We start from the raw sequence: 15,077 nt of genomic DNA, 5'->3' as shown, positions 1-15,077 counted from the left end.
TCATAGGTTTTGTGGTCTTTGGTTTCCTATTTAGCTTCGTCTCTATGCAACAGGCGAAGAAAAAAATGGCAGGAACTGAGGATTATACCCAGCTCAAGTCCAAGATCTTCAGCCGTGTGGTACATTATATCAGCCCTGATTTTCAGTATATAGAAAAGGGACATATAGGACTTGGTGACCTCTTGGCATCTTTTCTTTTCCGTCAAGAGCGCTATGACCTTACAGGGGGTGACCAGATTGTAGGTCATTACAATGGGGTACCTTTCCAGTCTTGTAACTTGACTCTTACCTATCGCCCAACGGTTCGCAAGGAAAACGAATCCGACCGAGTGGCTTTCTATGGAAATTACTTTGTGGCTCGTTCGCCCAAGACCTTTGAACACCCTATCGTAATTCACCCTGTCAAGAGCTTTTTCGGCACACTCAACGACAATGATATTGCCGCTTACCTCAACACAGGAGGCGAGCGTATTCGCCTAGAAGACCCTGAATTCCAAAAGATGTTTGAGGTATACTGCGACGACCAGATTACTGCCCGCTATGTGCTTACCCCTGCCTTTATGGAGCGTCTCAAAAAGCTCAATGAGCGCTACAAAGGTCAAGTATACATTGCTATCAATACCGACAACATCGTCATTGCTACCAACCGTGGCAATGCACTCAATTCAGTAGATAGCCCTATCGGCGCCCTCTTCCAAAAGATAGACCTCAACCTAGTAACTGAGGTTTATGAGGAACTAGTAGAACAATTACAAATGATTGAAACATTGAAACTCAGTGGTCAGTAGTCAGACGTCAGTAATTAGTAATTAGTAATTAGTAATCAGTGGTCAGAAACTGACAACTGTCTTCTGTCTTCTGACTACTGTCTTCTGTCTTCTGTCTACTGACTACTGACTACTGTCTTCTGTCTACTGACTGCTGACAACTGTCCTCTGTCCTCTGAAAACTAACCACTAACAACTCAAAACTCAAAACTCCTTATGGTTACTTACATTTTACTCGGTGTAGGAGCGGTAGTGCTCTTATACATTGTCTTGGTTTTTAACAAGATAGCCAAGAGAAAAAACCAGATACAGAACGCTATTTCCTCACTGGATTCGCTTTTTATCCAGCGAGCAGAGCTTATTCCAAACCTTATTGAAACGACCAAGCAGTATATGAACTACGAGCAGGAGACCTTAGCCCAAATCACTGAGCTACGTACCCCTGTGGTTACTGAAAAACAAAACCCCTACCTGCAACCAGAGAAGGGGAATAAGATGCTCATGAATATCATGGCTCGTGCTGAGGAATACCCTGAGCTAAAAGCTAACCAACAGTTCCTGCACTTGCAGCACGCTTTCACTGAGTGTGAGGAGCAATTGGCCGCAGGTAGGCGCTACCTGAGTGCCTCCATTACCGATTATAACGATGCTATCGTTACCTTCCCTGCCAATCTGCTAGCGGGACTCTTCGGTTTCTCCCTATATCAGTGGCAATACGCCTCCCAAAAACAGCGTGAAGCGATTGATGCAAAAGAACTCTTCAGATAAGATCATAAGGCAAAAAATAAAAGGTAAAAGTACGAAATACTTTTACCTTTTATTTTTTATCTTTTAGCTTACTTCACTGCAATGCAGGAGATTTCTACGGCTACTCCCTTAGGAAGTTTGGCTACTTGGTAGGTTTCGCGAGCGGGTGCCCCTTCTCCGAAGTAACTACCATAGATTTCATTTACCTTAGCAAAATTACCCAAATCGTCCAATAGGATGGTAGTTTTCACTACTTGATCAAAGGTATAACCTGCCTCTTCCAAAATAGCCTTAAGGCTCTGCATCACCTGCTTGGCTTGTGGTTCTATACCACCAGCGACAACCTCGCCTGTGGCTGGGTCAATAGGAATCTGTCCAGAAACATAGAGGGTGCCATTGGCTTCAATGGCTTGACTGTAAGGGCCTATGGGAGCAGGCGCCTTAGAAGAAAGAATAACTTTTTTCATAAGAAATTAATTTAATCATTTGACAACTTGCCACTTTGTCAATTACTAATCCACTCATTAGCTGATTGACACATTGGCTAATTAAGTACTCTATCTGCTGGTTTGTTCTTTTCCCACTTGAGATCGGAGAGCATGGAAGCCTTTATCCCAATGAAGAAGTTCCATGAGTTACGGTACCCAAAGGGTGAAAAGCTAAAGGACATACGGAAGCTATTCAAGTCTCGCTCAAAACGGAACTGAGTATAAGTAACCCCCTTGTCCTTGAAATCGTATCCTGAGGACATCCCCACACGGAACTTAGGAGTCAGGTCTATATTACCCGAGACCATCAGAGAGTTGCTCGATATCATAGGATTACGATTGGTATTGCTATAAGAAAGTGAATAAGCGAGGGTCAAGTCCCATGGCATAGAAGCACTAAACAAGCGTTGTTTTTCCTCCTTTTCCTTGTCTTTGGGATCTTCCTCCTTCATAGGCTTGCTTAGGTCAGTGTTCATAGCGGATCCGAAAAGATCATCGGCACGTCCTCCAGAGGCGGTATTGTCTGTATTTTTACCCTTCTTAAAGTTCTTACTGGAGAAAGCATAGTTCAAGGTCATATTGGCATTGGTCAGCCTAAAGAGACTTCCTCCATTGTTGATATTGAACTTGTCCATTTGGGTTCCATTAATATCAATTGCATAAGGGTTGAAAGTAGCCCCAAAATTCAGCCCCAGCTTATTATCAAAGAACTGTGTTCCCCCTGTCATATTCAGTGGAGAAAAGCGCTTGGTAATGATATCATAACCCGAAGAAAAATTAAGACTATTGAGCAACATCACTTTTTTAGGCTTAGCTGCCTCCAATGAGTCCTTACCCTTCTCACGTACTTTGGCTTCAAAAGTATTGCTTAGCGAGAAGCTTAGCGAACTGGACTTATTCAGACCTGGTGATCCATAGAGTCCCCCCTCGAAACGACTATATTCACGCTTAGTTCCGAAGGCATCAGCAATATAGTATTCATAATATTTGTCAAAGGAAGGCGTATAGCCATAACTTACCGAAGGGCGCATCACGTGCCTAATGGCTTGTATTTTCTTATCCTTTCCAAAATCAAAAGTTCCATAAATGGTTGTTCCTAGCCCTGCCCCAAAGTTATAGGTCATATAGCGGTCAAAGCCATTGATCGTATCCTTAGTTGTCTTATTGGTCAGCTCGTCATAATCGCGATACTTAATAGTCTTGAACTGCCAAGTCTCATTGATAGAAGAGTTAAGCGATACACTTACAAACTTGAGCAGCTTGAAGTTGGTAGAAACAGGAATACTATGGCGGAAGCCTGTTTGTCCTTTGGCAAACATAGTTTGGGAGAAGAACTCCCTATCGGTAGTATTATAACGATTGTCTCCTTGTAGGCTATAATTGAAGTTGATATTTTGTATCAGCCCTTTCTTACTCATCCCACGTTTTACAAAAGGATAAATACGCTCCATACTCACACGCAGGGCAGGCAGGGTCATCTGAATACTTTGCGTATTGGTATTCTGCGAGTGAGAAGCCGTAAGCGACAGATTCACCGACGGATAAGCAGGGAAGGTACGCGAATAGGAGATAGATGAGGAAAGCGTATTGTTCAGGAAGTTGGATGAGTTCTCTTGGTTATACGAATTCCTATAATAAGTGGAGCTACCCAAATTGACCGAAGAGGAGAAAGTGGAAAGCGGGCTGGACTTAGTATCTTGAGAATGAGACCACTGTATGTTATAAATAGAGCTACGGCTATAATCGGGGAAACCTCGCTGGCTATAAATGAGGTTTTCGTAACGCACACTTAGATTGCCCGAATACTTATAGCGCTTGCGATAGGTAGAGGCACCACGTAGTCCATAGCTCCCATTGGTATAATAATCTCCTGTCAGCGCTAGGTCTAGATAATCAGAGAGAACAAAGTAATACCCCCCATTTTGGACATAGTAGCCCCTATCGCTAACCTCTCCAAAGGTAGGAAAGAGCAAGCCAGAGGTACGAGATTCTACCATAGGATAGTAGGCGAAAGGCAAGGCAATAGGCGTTGGTACATTGGAGATGTACATATTGCTAAAGCCTGCCACGATTTTCTTCTTAGGGACAAACTTAGCCTTGCGCAAGCGGATATAATAGTCAGGGTCGGTAAGGTCTTCCGCAGTGGTAATCATACCCTCCTTGAAGAAATAGGTAGAGTCATTTTCCTTTTTGATAATCTGGGCACGTATCTTATTCTCGTCCTGAGTGGTATAAGCGTTGCGGATGATCGCCTTTTTCGTCACATAGTTAAAGCGAATAGAATCGGGTTCTATCACCTGATCAGCCTGCTTGAATACGGGGGCTTGTACTAGCTCTCCCAAGCTGTCCTTGATACGTCCTGCATAGGCCTCGCGCTTCTGGTAGTCGATCACACTAATCCCCGCCTTGAGATCCGTATCTTCGTAAGTAATCTGGGATTCATCGTATAACAGCACCCTATTGAGCGGCTTGCTAATGACCACACAATCCTTGGCATGATAGCGTACCACATCGGTAAGCATAGTGGGGCTTTTGCGCAAAGAATCCACCTTGAGCGTATCGGCGACCTTGCTAAGGGGTTTGGTAAGGGTATCTGTTTTTGAGGAGACAGAAAGGGTATCTTTCTTTTGGGAGCGAGGTTTCGCAAGGGAATCACTTGGCCTTATAACTGTATCAAGAGAAGAAAAAATAGTATCTACGAGGGTATGACCTGCCTGAGACATTTTCAGCTCTTGTTGGGCTGAAAGTCCTATAAAGCAGGCAATCAAACTCAGGAATAAGGTATATTTTTTGTATATTTGCAAAATATAAGCAAGCCAGTGTGATTGTTCAACATTTTTTTTTACCTTTGCATTTTGAAAATCAAAGATTTAAGCAATAGGTAAAGACTTTATTTTCAGAGGTCAAACTTACGGATATTTTTTGTATCTCAAAAGAGATAAAGGAAGTTTGTGAATGTTTTTAAAGAAATTTTATAATTAATGAAAAAATATTTTTTCTATATCTTTTTATTCTTTTTCCTCTCTGCCTCGGCACAGACAGAGACTTTTAAAATCGTTTTAGATGCAGGACATGGCGGAAAAGACCCAGGGAAAGTGCATAAGAAAATATTTGAAAAGGATATTGTCCTAAAAATCATTTTGCTCATAGGCAAGGAACTTGAGAAAGATCCTTTGTTCAAGGTTACCTACACCCGTAAGGACGACCGTTTTATTGAGCTATACGAACGTGGCGCCATTGCCAATAAGGCTAAGGCCGACCTATTCGTATCGGTACACTGCAACTCCTCCCCTAGCAAGGATGCCCATGGATCGGAATCCTATGTATTAGGGTTACATGCCAATGATATCAACTTTGAGGTAGCCAAGGAAGAAAACCAAGTAATCTTCTTAGAAAAGGACTATAAGGAGCGTTATGCGGGGTATGATATCAACTCGCCTGAGTCCTTCATAGGGCTTTCTATCATGCAGGAGGAATACCTCGAGCAGAGTATCCAAGCGGCCAAGCGGGTGCAATCCTCCTTGGCAGAGAACACCCAGCGCCGCGACCGTGGTGTAAAACAAGCAGGGTTCATCGTCCTACACCAAACGTACATGCCCGCTATGCTCATAGAAACAGGATTCTTGAGTAACCAAGAGGAGCGCGATTACCTCAACTCCGCTGCAGGACAACAACAGATTGCCTCCAGCATTGTTAAGGCCATTAAGGGCTATTATAATTGGCTGAAGAACAACAGCCAGCTAAGCAAAGAAGCTGTCGCTGCTGCCAATGGTGATCTCTTCTATCGCATACAGATAGCCACTAGCAACAAGGACTTGCCCGCAGTTCCCTCCAACTTCAAAGGACTTAGCCCCATTCTCAAAGAGAAGATTGGCAACGCCTTCCGCTACTATTATGGCAAAGAAACCGACCTGAAAAAGATAGAAAACCTACTACAAGTAGCTAAGAAAAAAGGCTTTACCGATGCTTTTATCGTAACTTTTATTCGTGGGAAAAGAGCGAACTGAAAAAGTGAAAAGTGAAGAATGAAAAACTAACAACTAACCACCACTAAAACTGTGAATAAAAATGAACTTAAAGATGTCCTTTGCGGAGCGAGCCAAGTTAAGCATGGAACTCTTATCCAAGCAGCCGCCCGTTACCTTAGAAGAAGCCAGAAAACAAGCTCAATGGCTCAAGAAAGTAAGCACTTCAAAGAAGAAGAAACAGAGAGACTCTGTCAGTGGATAGAGGAGCAACAGTTATGGTATAGAACTTTAGATCTTACCCAATTCATTTCATCGGGTGCAGAACAGAAAGTCTATCTGAAAGGGGAAAAGGGGGTTATAAAACTCAATGATTCTATTTACTATAGTTCGTGGTTAGATTACTTTTATAACTTGTTGCTTAACAACTACTTTTTCCCTGATACAGCTTATCAACTTTTAGGTTTTTACAGAGAAGATAAAACTCTATATGCTGTTGTTCAACAAGATTTTATAAAAGCAGACACCCCTACCTCCATAGAAGAGGTACGTGCTTTTATGAAAAACAATGGTTTTGAGGTAATTCGTAATAATGACTATAGAAATCCTGAATTAGGCATTATTTTAGAAGACCTACATGATGAAAATGTGCTTACTCGTGGAGGTGTTTTGGCTTTTATTGATACTGTTTTCTACTTAGAAAATGATTTTTGGAATGATTAATCTTCTTTTATCTGTAGACAGAAGTCAGAAGTCAGAGTCTGACCACTAACCACTAATTTTTCTTGGTAATTAGCCTTTAAAATCGTATCTTTGCGGAAAGTGCTAAAAACTAAAGAAATGAACAACGCTGAACTTATTCTTTCCAGAGAGGGACGTATCTATCACTTGAATATCCATGCAGAGGATATCGCCCCTACAATTCTTTTGGTAGGCGACCCACAGCGGGTGCCTGTGGTGAGTGCCCATTTTGACAAAGTGGAATTTACCGCCCACAAACGTGAGTTTGTAACCCATACAGGCTACTTGGGGGGCAAACGTATCTCTGTGGTTTCCACAGGAATAGGCCCTGATAACATTGATATTGTACTCAATGAACTAGATGCGCTCTTCAATATTGACTTAGAGCGAAGAGTCCCCAAGGAAGTGCATACGCCCTTGACTTTCATCCGCTTGGGAACCTCTGGGAGTCTGCAAGCAGATATTCCCGTAGATAGCATTGTCCTTTCAGCCTTTGGCTTGGGTATGGACAACATGCTACACTCCTACAAGGACAGTCCCAAGGTACGTGAAAGCGCTATGGAAGAAGCCTTTATCTCCCATACACAATGGCATATGGACAAGGGACATCCCTATATCGTAAAAGGTAGCGAAGCACTTCTTGAGAAACTATACACACCAACCGTATTCAAAGGTATCACAGGTACCGCTCCAGGATTCTATGGTCCACAGGGAAGGAGACTGCGCCTTGTCCCCCAAGACGAACAACTCAATGAGAAATTAGGTTCTTATAATTTCGAAGGTCATCGCATTACCAATATGGAAATGGAGACCGCTGCTATCTATGGTCTCAGTAAGCTCCTAGGGCACCAAGCGCTATCGATGAACGCTATTATCGCCAACCGCCCCGCAGGTACTTTCTCTGCTGATCCTGGAAAAGCTGTGGAGAAACTTATACAATATGCCTTGTCAATTATCAGTGGTCAGACATCAGAAGGCAGAAACTGAAAAATAAAAAATCCTCACCATGGTGAGGATTTTTACTTAAAACTAACTGATTTCTAATGAGGTTAAAACAACTGATATAAAAACACTAAAAAAGAACTTGCTCATTAGAAAAAACGTAATGGAAATGAAATACTAAAAACATTCCTTTACAGGTGGACTTTTACATCCAAACAACAACAGTGCAAAGATATAAATTTTTTCCGAACAAACAAGCATTATTTTTAATTATTTTAAATAAAAGTTTTTGTTTATTGATTATCAGTTGGTTATATTTCAATCTTATTCCTCTTTCCCCTTGCTGACGCGAACTTGTAGCTCTCTTATGATGACCTTGCTGGCGCCAGCATGATACCTACAAGGGGGTATGTGATTCGCAGGAGAATAAAAAATATTTTTTATTTTTCCCTAAGAAATTGTATTTTTGCGCTTAGAAGTTACCATAGCAAATGAAACGACTTGATTTTTTAGATTTTCTCAAGAGCTACGCCTTCGTTATTGGGGTGCTCAAGTCCTTCGCTATACTCTCCTGTGCCATAGCGGGGTGGCTGTTGGGCAATGTATCGGCAGGGCTTACTGCGGCTACCACTATTATCATGATTGCTCCCAGTGATATCCCTGGTAACCGCAAGCACCACTTGGGTGGGATTGTCATCGCTACCCTATTTGTCGCCATTAGCTCCGTATCGGTGAATTTTGTTCATGCCTATGGTACGCTCTGGCAGCTGCTCACTGTCATGGCGGTGCTGACCTTTGGCTATGCCTATATCTCCCTCTATGGGGCAAGGGCGGCGATGGTCTCTATTGCAGGGATCTTCACGCTTACCTTGGCCTTGGTACGTCCTCAGGAGGGTATTCATATCCTCTACAATGCGCTATATATCTTCTTGGCAGGGGTTTGGTATATCTTTTTGGTTCGGGTGCTGATGTGGATACGTCCGCGCCAATATAGCGAACAGCTTTTGGCTAAGTGTATGACCCTTACCGCCAAATATTTGCAGACACGTGCCCTACTTATCCGTGACACTACCCATCGTACCGCCAACAAACAGGTACTCCTTTCCCTACAATCGTCCCTGAATGAGGAATATGAGAAGCTACGTGCGGTACTGCTCGACTCCCGCTCCAAATCCGGTAAGACGAACTACCTACAACGCCAATTCCTTATCTTTATCGAGATGGTGGATATCTTTGAATTGGCTATTGCCAACCCTATCCCCTACGAAAAAGTAGATAAATATGCGAATAAGGATACTGCTTTCTTTGAGAAATATACCTATTTCCTAGAGGAACTCTCCCAGATATTGCTAAAAATGGCGGAATATATAGGGGAAAGGAAGAAAGGTTCCTTTTCTATTAGCCTTAAGAGCCTTTTAGAAAAGCAATTGGAGTTCAAGCAGGCTTATATTGCCATTAGTCAGGAAGGTTCCTTCTCCGAAGAACAGATGCTTTTGGAGAAAATGTACCACTATCTGGCTAAGCAAACCCAAAATATCTATAACGTACAACAGATATTCAACAACTACTATACGCAAGAGGTGAGTTTCCGCGATGAGAAGAGTTACCGCCGCTTTGTTAGTGCAGACAACTACTCTATCAAGCGCTTAGTAGACCACTTTTCTTTTCAGTCGTCCTTCTTCCGACATGCCTTGCGCCTAGCCATTGTTACGGTTATTGGTTATCTCATAGGGGAAGCCTTTGAGGTACAGAACCCCCATTGGATTCTCTTTACCGTATATGTGATTATGCGCCCTGGTTATGGGCTTACCCTCAAGCGCTCCAAGGATAGGGCTTTGGGAACGCTTATTGGGGCGGGATTTGCTTTTGTCTTAGTCTATATCTGTCAGTTTGTCCTACACTTGGACTACGAGATCTACAAATATATCTATGGGCTAACCATTCTCATGAGTATGCCTTTTGGTTATGGGCTATTGCAGGAGAATTTCAGTATGAGTGCGATTTTCCTCACCCTATACATCGTATTGGCATACGCCCTTTTTGTCCCTGATGCGATGAGCGTGGTGCAATACCGTGTGGTGGATACCCTGATTGCCTTTGCCCTTTCGGTGAGTGCTAACTACCTGCTCTTCCCCTCATGGGAGCATAAGAACTACAACCTACTGATTGTCAAAAGCCTTAGAGCCAATTTGGGCTATACCAATGAGCTAATCAAGCGAGCAGACAACCCCGAAATCACCACCGAGTACAAGGTAGCTCGCAAGAAGGCTTTCTTGGCTTTGGCCAACCTGAACGCAGGTTTGCAGCGTATGCTCCAAGAACCTAAGTCAAAGCAAAAGAACTATACCCAGCGCAACGAGATACAGGTACTTCAGCAGGATTTCCTTTCTTGCGTAGCGACCCTTAGCACCCAGCTCAGTGAGACACCCTCGCCTATTATCCGCGACCTCTTTGTTCGTGCCATAGTGGAGATACAGCACAAGCTACAACACTGTGTAGCCCTCCTAGACGGCAAGCTAGATGAGGAGATACGCCCCTTTGACGCCAAGGTATTCTACGAAATCCGACAGACGACCCTTGACCTATTTGCCCAGCAGGATAAAGCCCCCGTCGCTGATAACCCCTTAGCCGCTATTCGCCCCCAAGAGATGCTCTTTTTTACCGAACAACTCAACTACCTAAGAGAACTGACGGAAAATATTGAAAAACTCATTGGGCAGTTGGATAATTAGGTAATGAGTCAATATGCTAATTGGCTAATTAGAGCGACCTCTATATTTTTAGTAATATCCCTACATCACTACTCGAATGCAAAATTACAATATTAGGAAAGCAAAGTCAAGAGAATGAAAGGTAAGAAGTAAGAATTTATGCAATAAAAGAAGATGTTAAGCCCACAAATACCAAAAAGCCTCTCTGCAAAAAGGAAGAGGCTTATAACTCGCTTTTTAAGTGCCTGTTTTACTGCTTGTGTAAAAGGGCAACTATAGATGAAAATGCTATTGCATTTTCATGGGGCAAAGGTACGATTATTTTCTAAGCTGACAAAGGAAACATCAAACTGAGGGGGAGCGAATCTGTCCTTGATAACCTTTATTGTGATTTCCAAGTAGTTTATCTATTCCTCCTTCAAGATATAAGAAGCGATAATGGTAAACTATAGTTGTATCTACACCTAAACAATCCACTACAAAATCAGGGGGATTACCCCATAGAAAACATTAGAATACATGTTGCTTGGGCATATTCCGAGCTACCTTGTAAGTTGTATTAGAGCTTTCTAAGTTCCTCTATTTCTATTGGTGATAGTGCTAGTTCCATAGGGCAAAGGTGACAAATGTTTTGTTTATTTACAATTTAATTATACTCTAATTTCTTCAACAAAAGAAGATAAAGTAGTCATAAACTATTTTTGTTCTCTTCTATTGCTTTAATGATTTTTTCAAGTAATTTATCAAATCCATTATAGACATAACATTCAGGGCCTGGTTTTAAATAGTTTGCTTTTTCTTTGATAGACTGTTTTAGTTGGGTGTAAAAATCCTTTTCTAAGTTTCGTACTGAGAGAGGAGAGTGAGTCTCGAATCTTTCTTTTATGAAATTTGCTATATCTACTCTTAAGGGGATATTATTGTTGTAAAAATCAAAGATAACTTTACTATCAATATATGCAAAGATAGGAACTGAAGCTTTTTCGACAGCTACCTTTTTGAACTCTTCAAACTTACTGGGTTCCAATAATTTTTCTAAATCGGCACTCTCGTTTTTATGTATTTCTTGTTTTTTTTCTTCGTTGATTTTAAGGCAATACTCTAATATTTCCTTTACATATTCATTTATACTATTAGGAAATTGAAGGAATTGAGACATATTGGCTAATTCGTGATTGTATTTAAAATTGTCTTTACCTTTTTCAATTCCTGCAATTATCCGTTTTTTTAGATCTTCTTCTCCTATCTCTAAAGGGTCTTCAAAATCTATGATACGATTGTAGACACCTACATAACTATTTAATTCATATTCTCCATTTTCTGCGCATTGTAGGACTTTTTTTAGCCGTTCTATATAATCTTCATTTGAAATTTTGAAGATAACATCGGTGCTAATTTCATTGAGTGCTTTGTAACAGTCAGGTAGATTCTCGTTTTGTAATATACCATATTTTTGTTTTGCTTCTTTGATGAATTTTTTCTCGATGAAAGTATCTATACCTACTATGTAATCAAATATTGTTTCATAAAATCTGTAAATACTTTCCTTGTAATATTCATTCTCAATTTTTTTAGGATCTATTTCTTCTTTTCCCTTAGCTTCTTCTTGAACATTTTTATCACCCCCTAACAAGTTACCAAAATCTAAGGTAGCTAATATTTCATAACTCATTCTATCTTTGTCATTTTTTGATAAGTTTCCTTTTTTAAACTCAATGGCTATAGCGATTGTAAAGAGAAGAGTACTTTTTGTTAAGTCTTCTCTATATTCTTCAAGAGGTTTAGAGTTAAGACCTATTATTGCTGAATAGATATGTTTATAACTCTCTAACACTATGAGTAGGGTACGTATATTTTTATAGCCTTCATTAAAAAAGCTGCATATAAAATCTTTTTCCTTTTTTAGAAACTTCTCGTATGTATTCTTGTTAGACTCCTCTTCGTGAAACTTTTTTTTGACAATATTGTCGAAAACAAGTTTTATATTATTATCAAATTCTATTTCTACTCCTATGAGTTTTTCTTTTATTTTCTTGAATGTATCACTTTCTATTTCATCAGTATTGCCTATGATAAGTGTTTTTAGATCATAATTTTCGGTGAGGTTGTTGATATAGCCTATTAGGTTTTCTATAGGAAAATCTTTACTAGCTCTTTCTAAGTCGTCAAAACAAATGACAATGCGGTTTGTCATTGAGTTGATTATATTGTTTTTAGTTTCACTATCAGCTTCAAATTCGCTAATTAATTCAGGAATTTTTTCTGGAATAAACTCTTTTGTTATAGGAATACTTAAAAGAAGTTTAGCAAGTCCTTTCCCTATTTTCATTCCTTTTCCTAGGCGAGGAAATAACTCGGTAAAAATTCTTCTACCTATGTCGTCTATATTGGCGACTCCAAATAGGGAAACTCTAATAGGAGTGTAGTTACTATTTTTTTTCCCTTTAATATTTATCTCTTTTATTTTTTCACTTAGAGTATTATTAAAGAAATAGGTTTTGCCTACGCCCCACTGACCGGTGATGAGGAGAGCATTATTGGTTTCTCTTTTAAGGTAGTCCTTAACTACATTGATAATTTTTTGCATAGGTTCGTCTTTATCTATATTGAGGTTAGGTTTCTTTCTTCCAAAGAGAAATGATAACCAACTATCTATAAGTTTTTTCATAACCTTCTTAAGTTTCTCTATCTTTGTTGACCATAATATCAGTTCTGTAGAGAGTTCAAAAATACTAATTTTTGTAAGTCAAAAGAAAAATTTATATTTTTTAGTGGTCAATCTATGTCCATTTTATTAATTTGTTAACATGCTAATTAGTAATCTATTATCAAGTCCATTCTTTATACATAGATGTTAATATCCTCAGCACCTGTATTGGGTTTAGTTTCGTATTTGCTTTCACCAATTGATTTACTAAAGGACTTTCTTGTGAAAGCTCTATCTCTCTGCTTAATATCTCTATTAGGTGGGTCATAGTGGCTTTATTCGCTCCAATAAGTACTTTGATATCTCTTGCTATAAGCCTTCCGCTAGCCTCTATCTGATCAAAGGGTTCTGCTTCGTAAAGATCATAATGTTCCTCGTAAGCTCTTTGCTGATTGATTTCTATATAATGGTCTAGTATAAGAGCCATATCATAGGCATCTTTTGCAGAATATAGATGCCTGTCTTTCCAAGCCATTAGCTTTAATAGGAAGAATCCTGAAAGAGATGAAACTTTTATATCAAATTCATTATCTATACTTACAGAGATTGTGGCAGCGGCTATTTCAGGGAAACCCGATACAGACATCGCTATAACCCCATCGGGAGGCCAGTAGATATTTCCATCTTTTTGTGCAATTTTTCCAAAGGGAATCACATCTATAGCATAGGATCCTTTATATATAAAACATTGCTTTTGGCAACTATCTTTCTCAAAATATTCTCTTTGAGGGAGTTCTCTCTCGATAATCTCAAACTCTTCCCAATTAGATATAGCAATAGCTATATCTATATCCATTGTCTTACGCTCAGGAATGAGTCCATACAAGTTAGTCAGTAGAATATCCCGAGCAGTAGCTCCTACAATATAGAAATCTATCTCTTTGGACTGGAAGAAAGTATTTAGTGCTTGTAGTATGTCTTTGAGTTCTGGATTACTCAGCTCTTTGCTTAAGATATGATAACTCATTGTTTTCTATTATTTTTGCAACTTCTATATTTCTGCTATCTCCACTTATTATAAGATCGGCATATACTAAAAGCGGAGAGACCGTGCTTTTGGATGCTTCCGTGGAAAAATGACTCAGTACCTCTATACGGCCTTCCTCATCAGGAATAAGCCCAAGGGTTTTACCTATGTTTTGCCAAGATGTATCTGTATAGATAGTATAAGTAGCAGGAGTAAGATTTCCTGTTAGCATATTACCTGCGGGCTCTCCTCCCCATTGTGTTTGTTCAGAAATCATGGACAAATCTACTTGTCTCCACTCTTTGTAAAAAGAGGAGGATAATGGGCGCATTCTCTTCATAATGAGCTTTGGACGAAGTACCTCACTATAGGCTATAAGCCAACGCTTTAAAAGGGTTTCCTTTTCCAACAAGACCCTTTCTTTTGCTTTAGAGACAAAACCCATTTGGGTTAGCTCTTGGATGATAGTTCCTACTGACCCTAAGGATAGTTGGGTTAGGGATGCCAACTCTCGGAAAGATAGATTCACATGCTCAGGGTGACACAACAATTCATAAACTAGCTTAGTACCTGTTTCTCCAAAAGCACGGGATTTATTTATTTTTATAGATGTTTCCCTCTTTTTTCCCTCTATAAAAATAAAAAGATGCTCCTGGTGTATATAGCTATTCCCTGCTTTGTCTATATAGTTGATACCCTCTTTGGCAAAGGTCTTGGCTATAGCAGGAGGAATATAAGGGGTCACAAGTAATAGGGGTAAGCCCTCTCTAAGAGTGGTTTCCCTTATCTGTTGGCATATGATTCCTTCATTATATCGTGAGATTTTAGGGCATATCTCTGTTATAAAATGCGCTTCTTTTATCTGCACCACATATTTTTCTGTGTCTTTATAACGATGGTAACCTATATTAACCCCCTCGTTTTCAAGTGCTTTTACCACTTCTTTTAATAAAGAAATATCTCGTTCCATTATTTGTTCATTAAAAATCAATGTTCACTAAAAATGAACATGCAAAATTAGTGAACATTTTTATTTTATACA

Annotated in this window: 11 protein-coding genes; 6 read left to right on the top strand and 5 right to left on the bottom strand. The window is 40.0% G+C overall.

Annotated features, from left to right (window positions below):
* Both Q0625_RS07570 and Q0625_RS07565 read left to right on the top strand, forming a co-directional pair.
* Nucleotides 1–788 (top strand): DUF3137 domain-containing protein (locus Q0625_RS07570; protein WP_298825332.1); only part of this gene is annotated, 788 nt, incomplete at its 5' end.
* A gap of 195 nt (nucleotides 789–983) precedes the next feature.
* Nucleotides 984–1,535, top strand: coding sequence for a LemA family protein (locus tag Q0625_RS07565; RefSeq protein ID WP_298825329.1), 552 nt, complete (start codon nucleotides 984–986; stop codon nucleotides 1,533–1,535).
* Between the two features lie 68 nt (nucleotides 1,536–1,603).
* Here Q0625_RS07565 and Q0625_RS07560 read toward each other — a convergent pair whose 3' ends face one another.
* Both Q0625_RS07560 and Q0625_RS07555 read right to left on the bottom strand, forming a co-directional pair.
* Complete coding sequence (locus Q0625_RS07560; RefSeq protein WP_016420600.1) at nucleotides 1,604–1,981, bottom strand: RidA family protein; 378 nt, start codon at nucleotides 1,979–1,981, stop codon at nucleotides 1,604–1,606.
* 77 nt (nucleotides 1,982–2,058) lie between these two features.
* The gene (locus tag Q0625_RS07555; RefSeq protein WP_298825323.1) at nucleotides 2,059–4,806 is read right to left on the bottom strand and encodes a putative LPS assembly protein LptD; all 2,748 of its coding nucleotides are present in this window, start codon (nucleotides 4,804–4,806) and stop codon (nucleotides 2,059–2,061) included.
* Between the two features lie 177 nt (nucleotides 4,807–4,983).
* On the opposite strand from Q0625_RS07555, the gene Q0625_RS07550 reads away from it, so the two are divergent.
* The 4 genes from Q0625_RS07550 (at nucleotide 4,984) to Q0625_RS07535 (ending at nucleotide 10,382) form a co-directional block, all read left to right on the top strand.
* Entirely contained in the window at nucleotides 4,984–6,009 is a 1,026-nt protein-coding gene (locus Q0625_RS07550; RefSeq protein WP_298825320.1) for an N-acetylmuramoyl-L-alanine amidase, read from the top strand.
* Nucleotides 6,010–6,060: 51 nt separating this feature from the next.
* Nucleotides 6,061–6,690, top strand: coding sequence for a hypothetical protein (locus Q0625_RS07545; RefSeq protein ID WP_298825317.1), 630 nt, complete (start codon nucleotides 6,061–6,063; stop codon nucleotides 6,688–6,690).
* A gap of 117 nt (nucleotides 6,691–6,807) precedes the next feature.
* The gene (locus tag Q0625_RS07540; protein ID WP_298825314.1) at nucleotides 6,808–7,695 is read left to right on the top strand and encodes a nucleoside phosphorylase; all 888 of its coding nucleotides are present in this window, start codon (nucleotides 6,808–6,810) and stop codon (nucleotides 7,693–7,695) included.
* A 446-nt stretch (nucleotides 7,696–8,141) separates the two neighbouring features.
* Nucleotides 8,142–10,382 (top strand): FUSC family membrane protein, encoded by a 2,241-nt coding sequence (locus tag Q0625_RS07535; RefSeq protein WP_298825312.1) that lies wholly within the window; start codon nucleotides 8,142–8,144, stop codon nucleotides 10,380–10,382.
* A gap of 667 nt (nucleotides 10,383–11,049) precedes the next feature.
* Here Q0625_RS07535 and Q0625_RS07530 read toward each other — a convergent pair.
* The 3 genes from Q0625_RS07530 to Q0625_RS07520 form a co-directional block, all read right to left on the bottom strand.
* Entirely contained in the window at nucleotides 11,050–13,029 is a 1,980-nt protein-coding gene (locus tag Q0625_RS07530) for a P-loop NTPase fold protein (protein ID WP_298825309.1), read from the bottom strand.
* Between the two features lie 160 nt (nucleotides 13,030–13,189).
* Complete coding sequence (locus tag Q0625_RS07525; protein WP_298825306.1) at nucleotides 13,190–14,035, bottom strand: nucleotidyl transferase AbiEii/AbiGii toxin family protein; 846 nt, start codon at nucleotides 14,033–14,035, stop codon at nucleotides 13,190–13,192.
* Nucleotides 14,001–15,005 carry a type IV toxin-antitoxin system AbiEi family antitoxin gene (locus Q0625_RS07520; protein ID WP_298825303.1) on the bottom strand — a complete coding sequence of 335 codons (1,005 nt, stop codon included), beginning with the start codon at nucleotides 15,003–15,005 and terminating at the stop codon, nucleotides 14,001–14,003. The genes Q0625_RS07525 and Q0625_RS07520 overlap by 35 nt, the downstream gene beginning before the upstream one ends.
* Between the last annotated feature and the right edge of the window lie 72 nt (nucleotides 15,006–15,077).

The sequence above is a fragment of the uncultured Capnocytophaga sp. genome, from assembly GCF_938029845.1.
Classification (GTDB): Bacteria; Bacteroidota; Bacteroidia; order Flavobacteriales; family Flavobacteriaceae; genus Capnocytophaga.
This window is presented reverse-complemented; position numbering and strand designations above follow the sequence as displayed.

What these genes read in the sequence shown, in the direction of transcription:
- Q0625_RS07560 (WP_016420600.1), bottom strand. Translation starts at nt 1,981, where the DNA reads ATGAAAAAAGTTATTCTTTCTTCTAAGGCGCCTGCTCCCATAGGCCCT.
- Q0625_RS07540 (WP_298825314.1), top strand. Translation starts at nt 6,808, where the DNA reads ATGAACAACGCTGAACTTATTCTTTCCAGAGAGGGACGTATCTATCAC.
- Q0625_RS07525 (WP_298825306.1), bottom strand. Translation starts at nt 14,035, where the DNA reads ATGAGTTATCATATCTTAAGCAAAGAGCTGAGTAATCCAGAACTCAAA.
- Q0625_RS07550 (WP_298825320.1), top strand. Translation starts at nt 4,984, where the DNA reads ATGAAAAAATATTTTTTCTATATCTTTTTATTCTTTTTCCTCTCTGCC.
- Q0625_RS07520 (WP_298825303.1), bottom strand. Translation starts at nt 15,005, where the DNA reads ATGGAACGAGATATTTCTTTATTAAAAGAAGTGGTAAAAGCACTTGAA.
- Q0625_RS07530 (WP_298825309.1), bottom strand. Translation starts at nt 13,029, where the DNA reads ATGAAAAAACTTATAGATAGTTGGTTATCATTTCTCTTTGGAAGAAAG.
- Q0625_RS07565 (WP_298825329.1), top strand. Translation starts at nt 984, where the DNA reads ATGGTTACTTACATTTTACTCGGTGTAGGAGCGGTAGTGCTCTTATAC.
- Q0625_RS07535 (WP_298825312.1), top strand. Translation starts at nt 8,142, where the DNA reads ATGAAACGACTTGATTTTTTAGATTTTCTCAAGAGCTACGCCTTCGTT.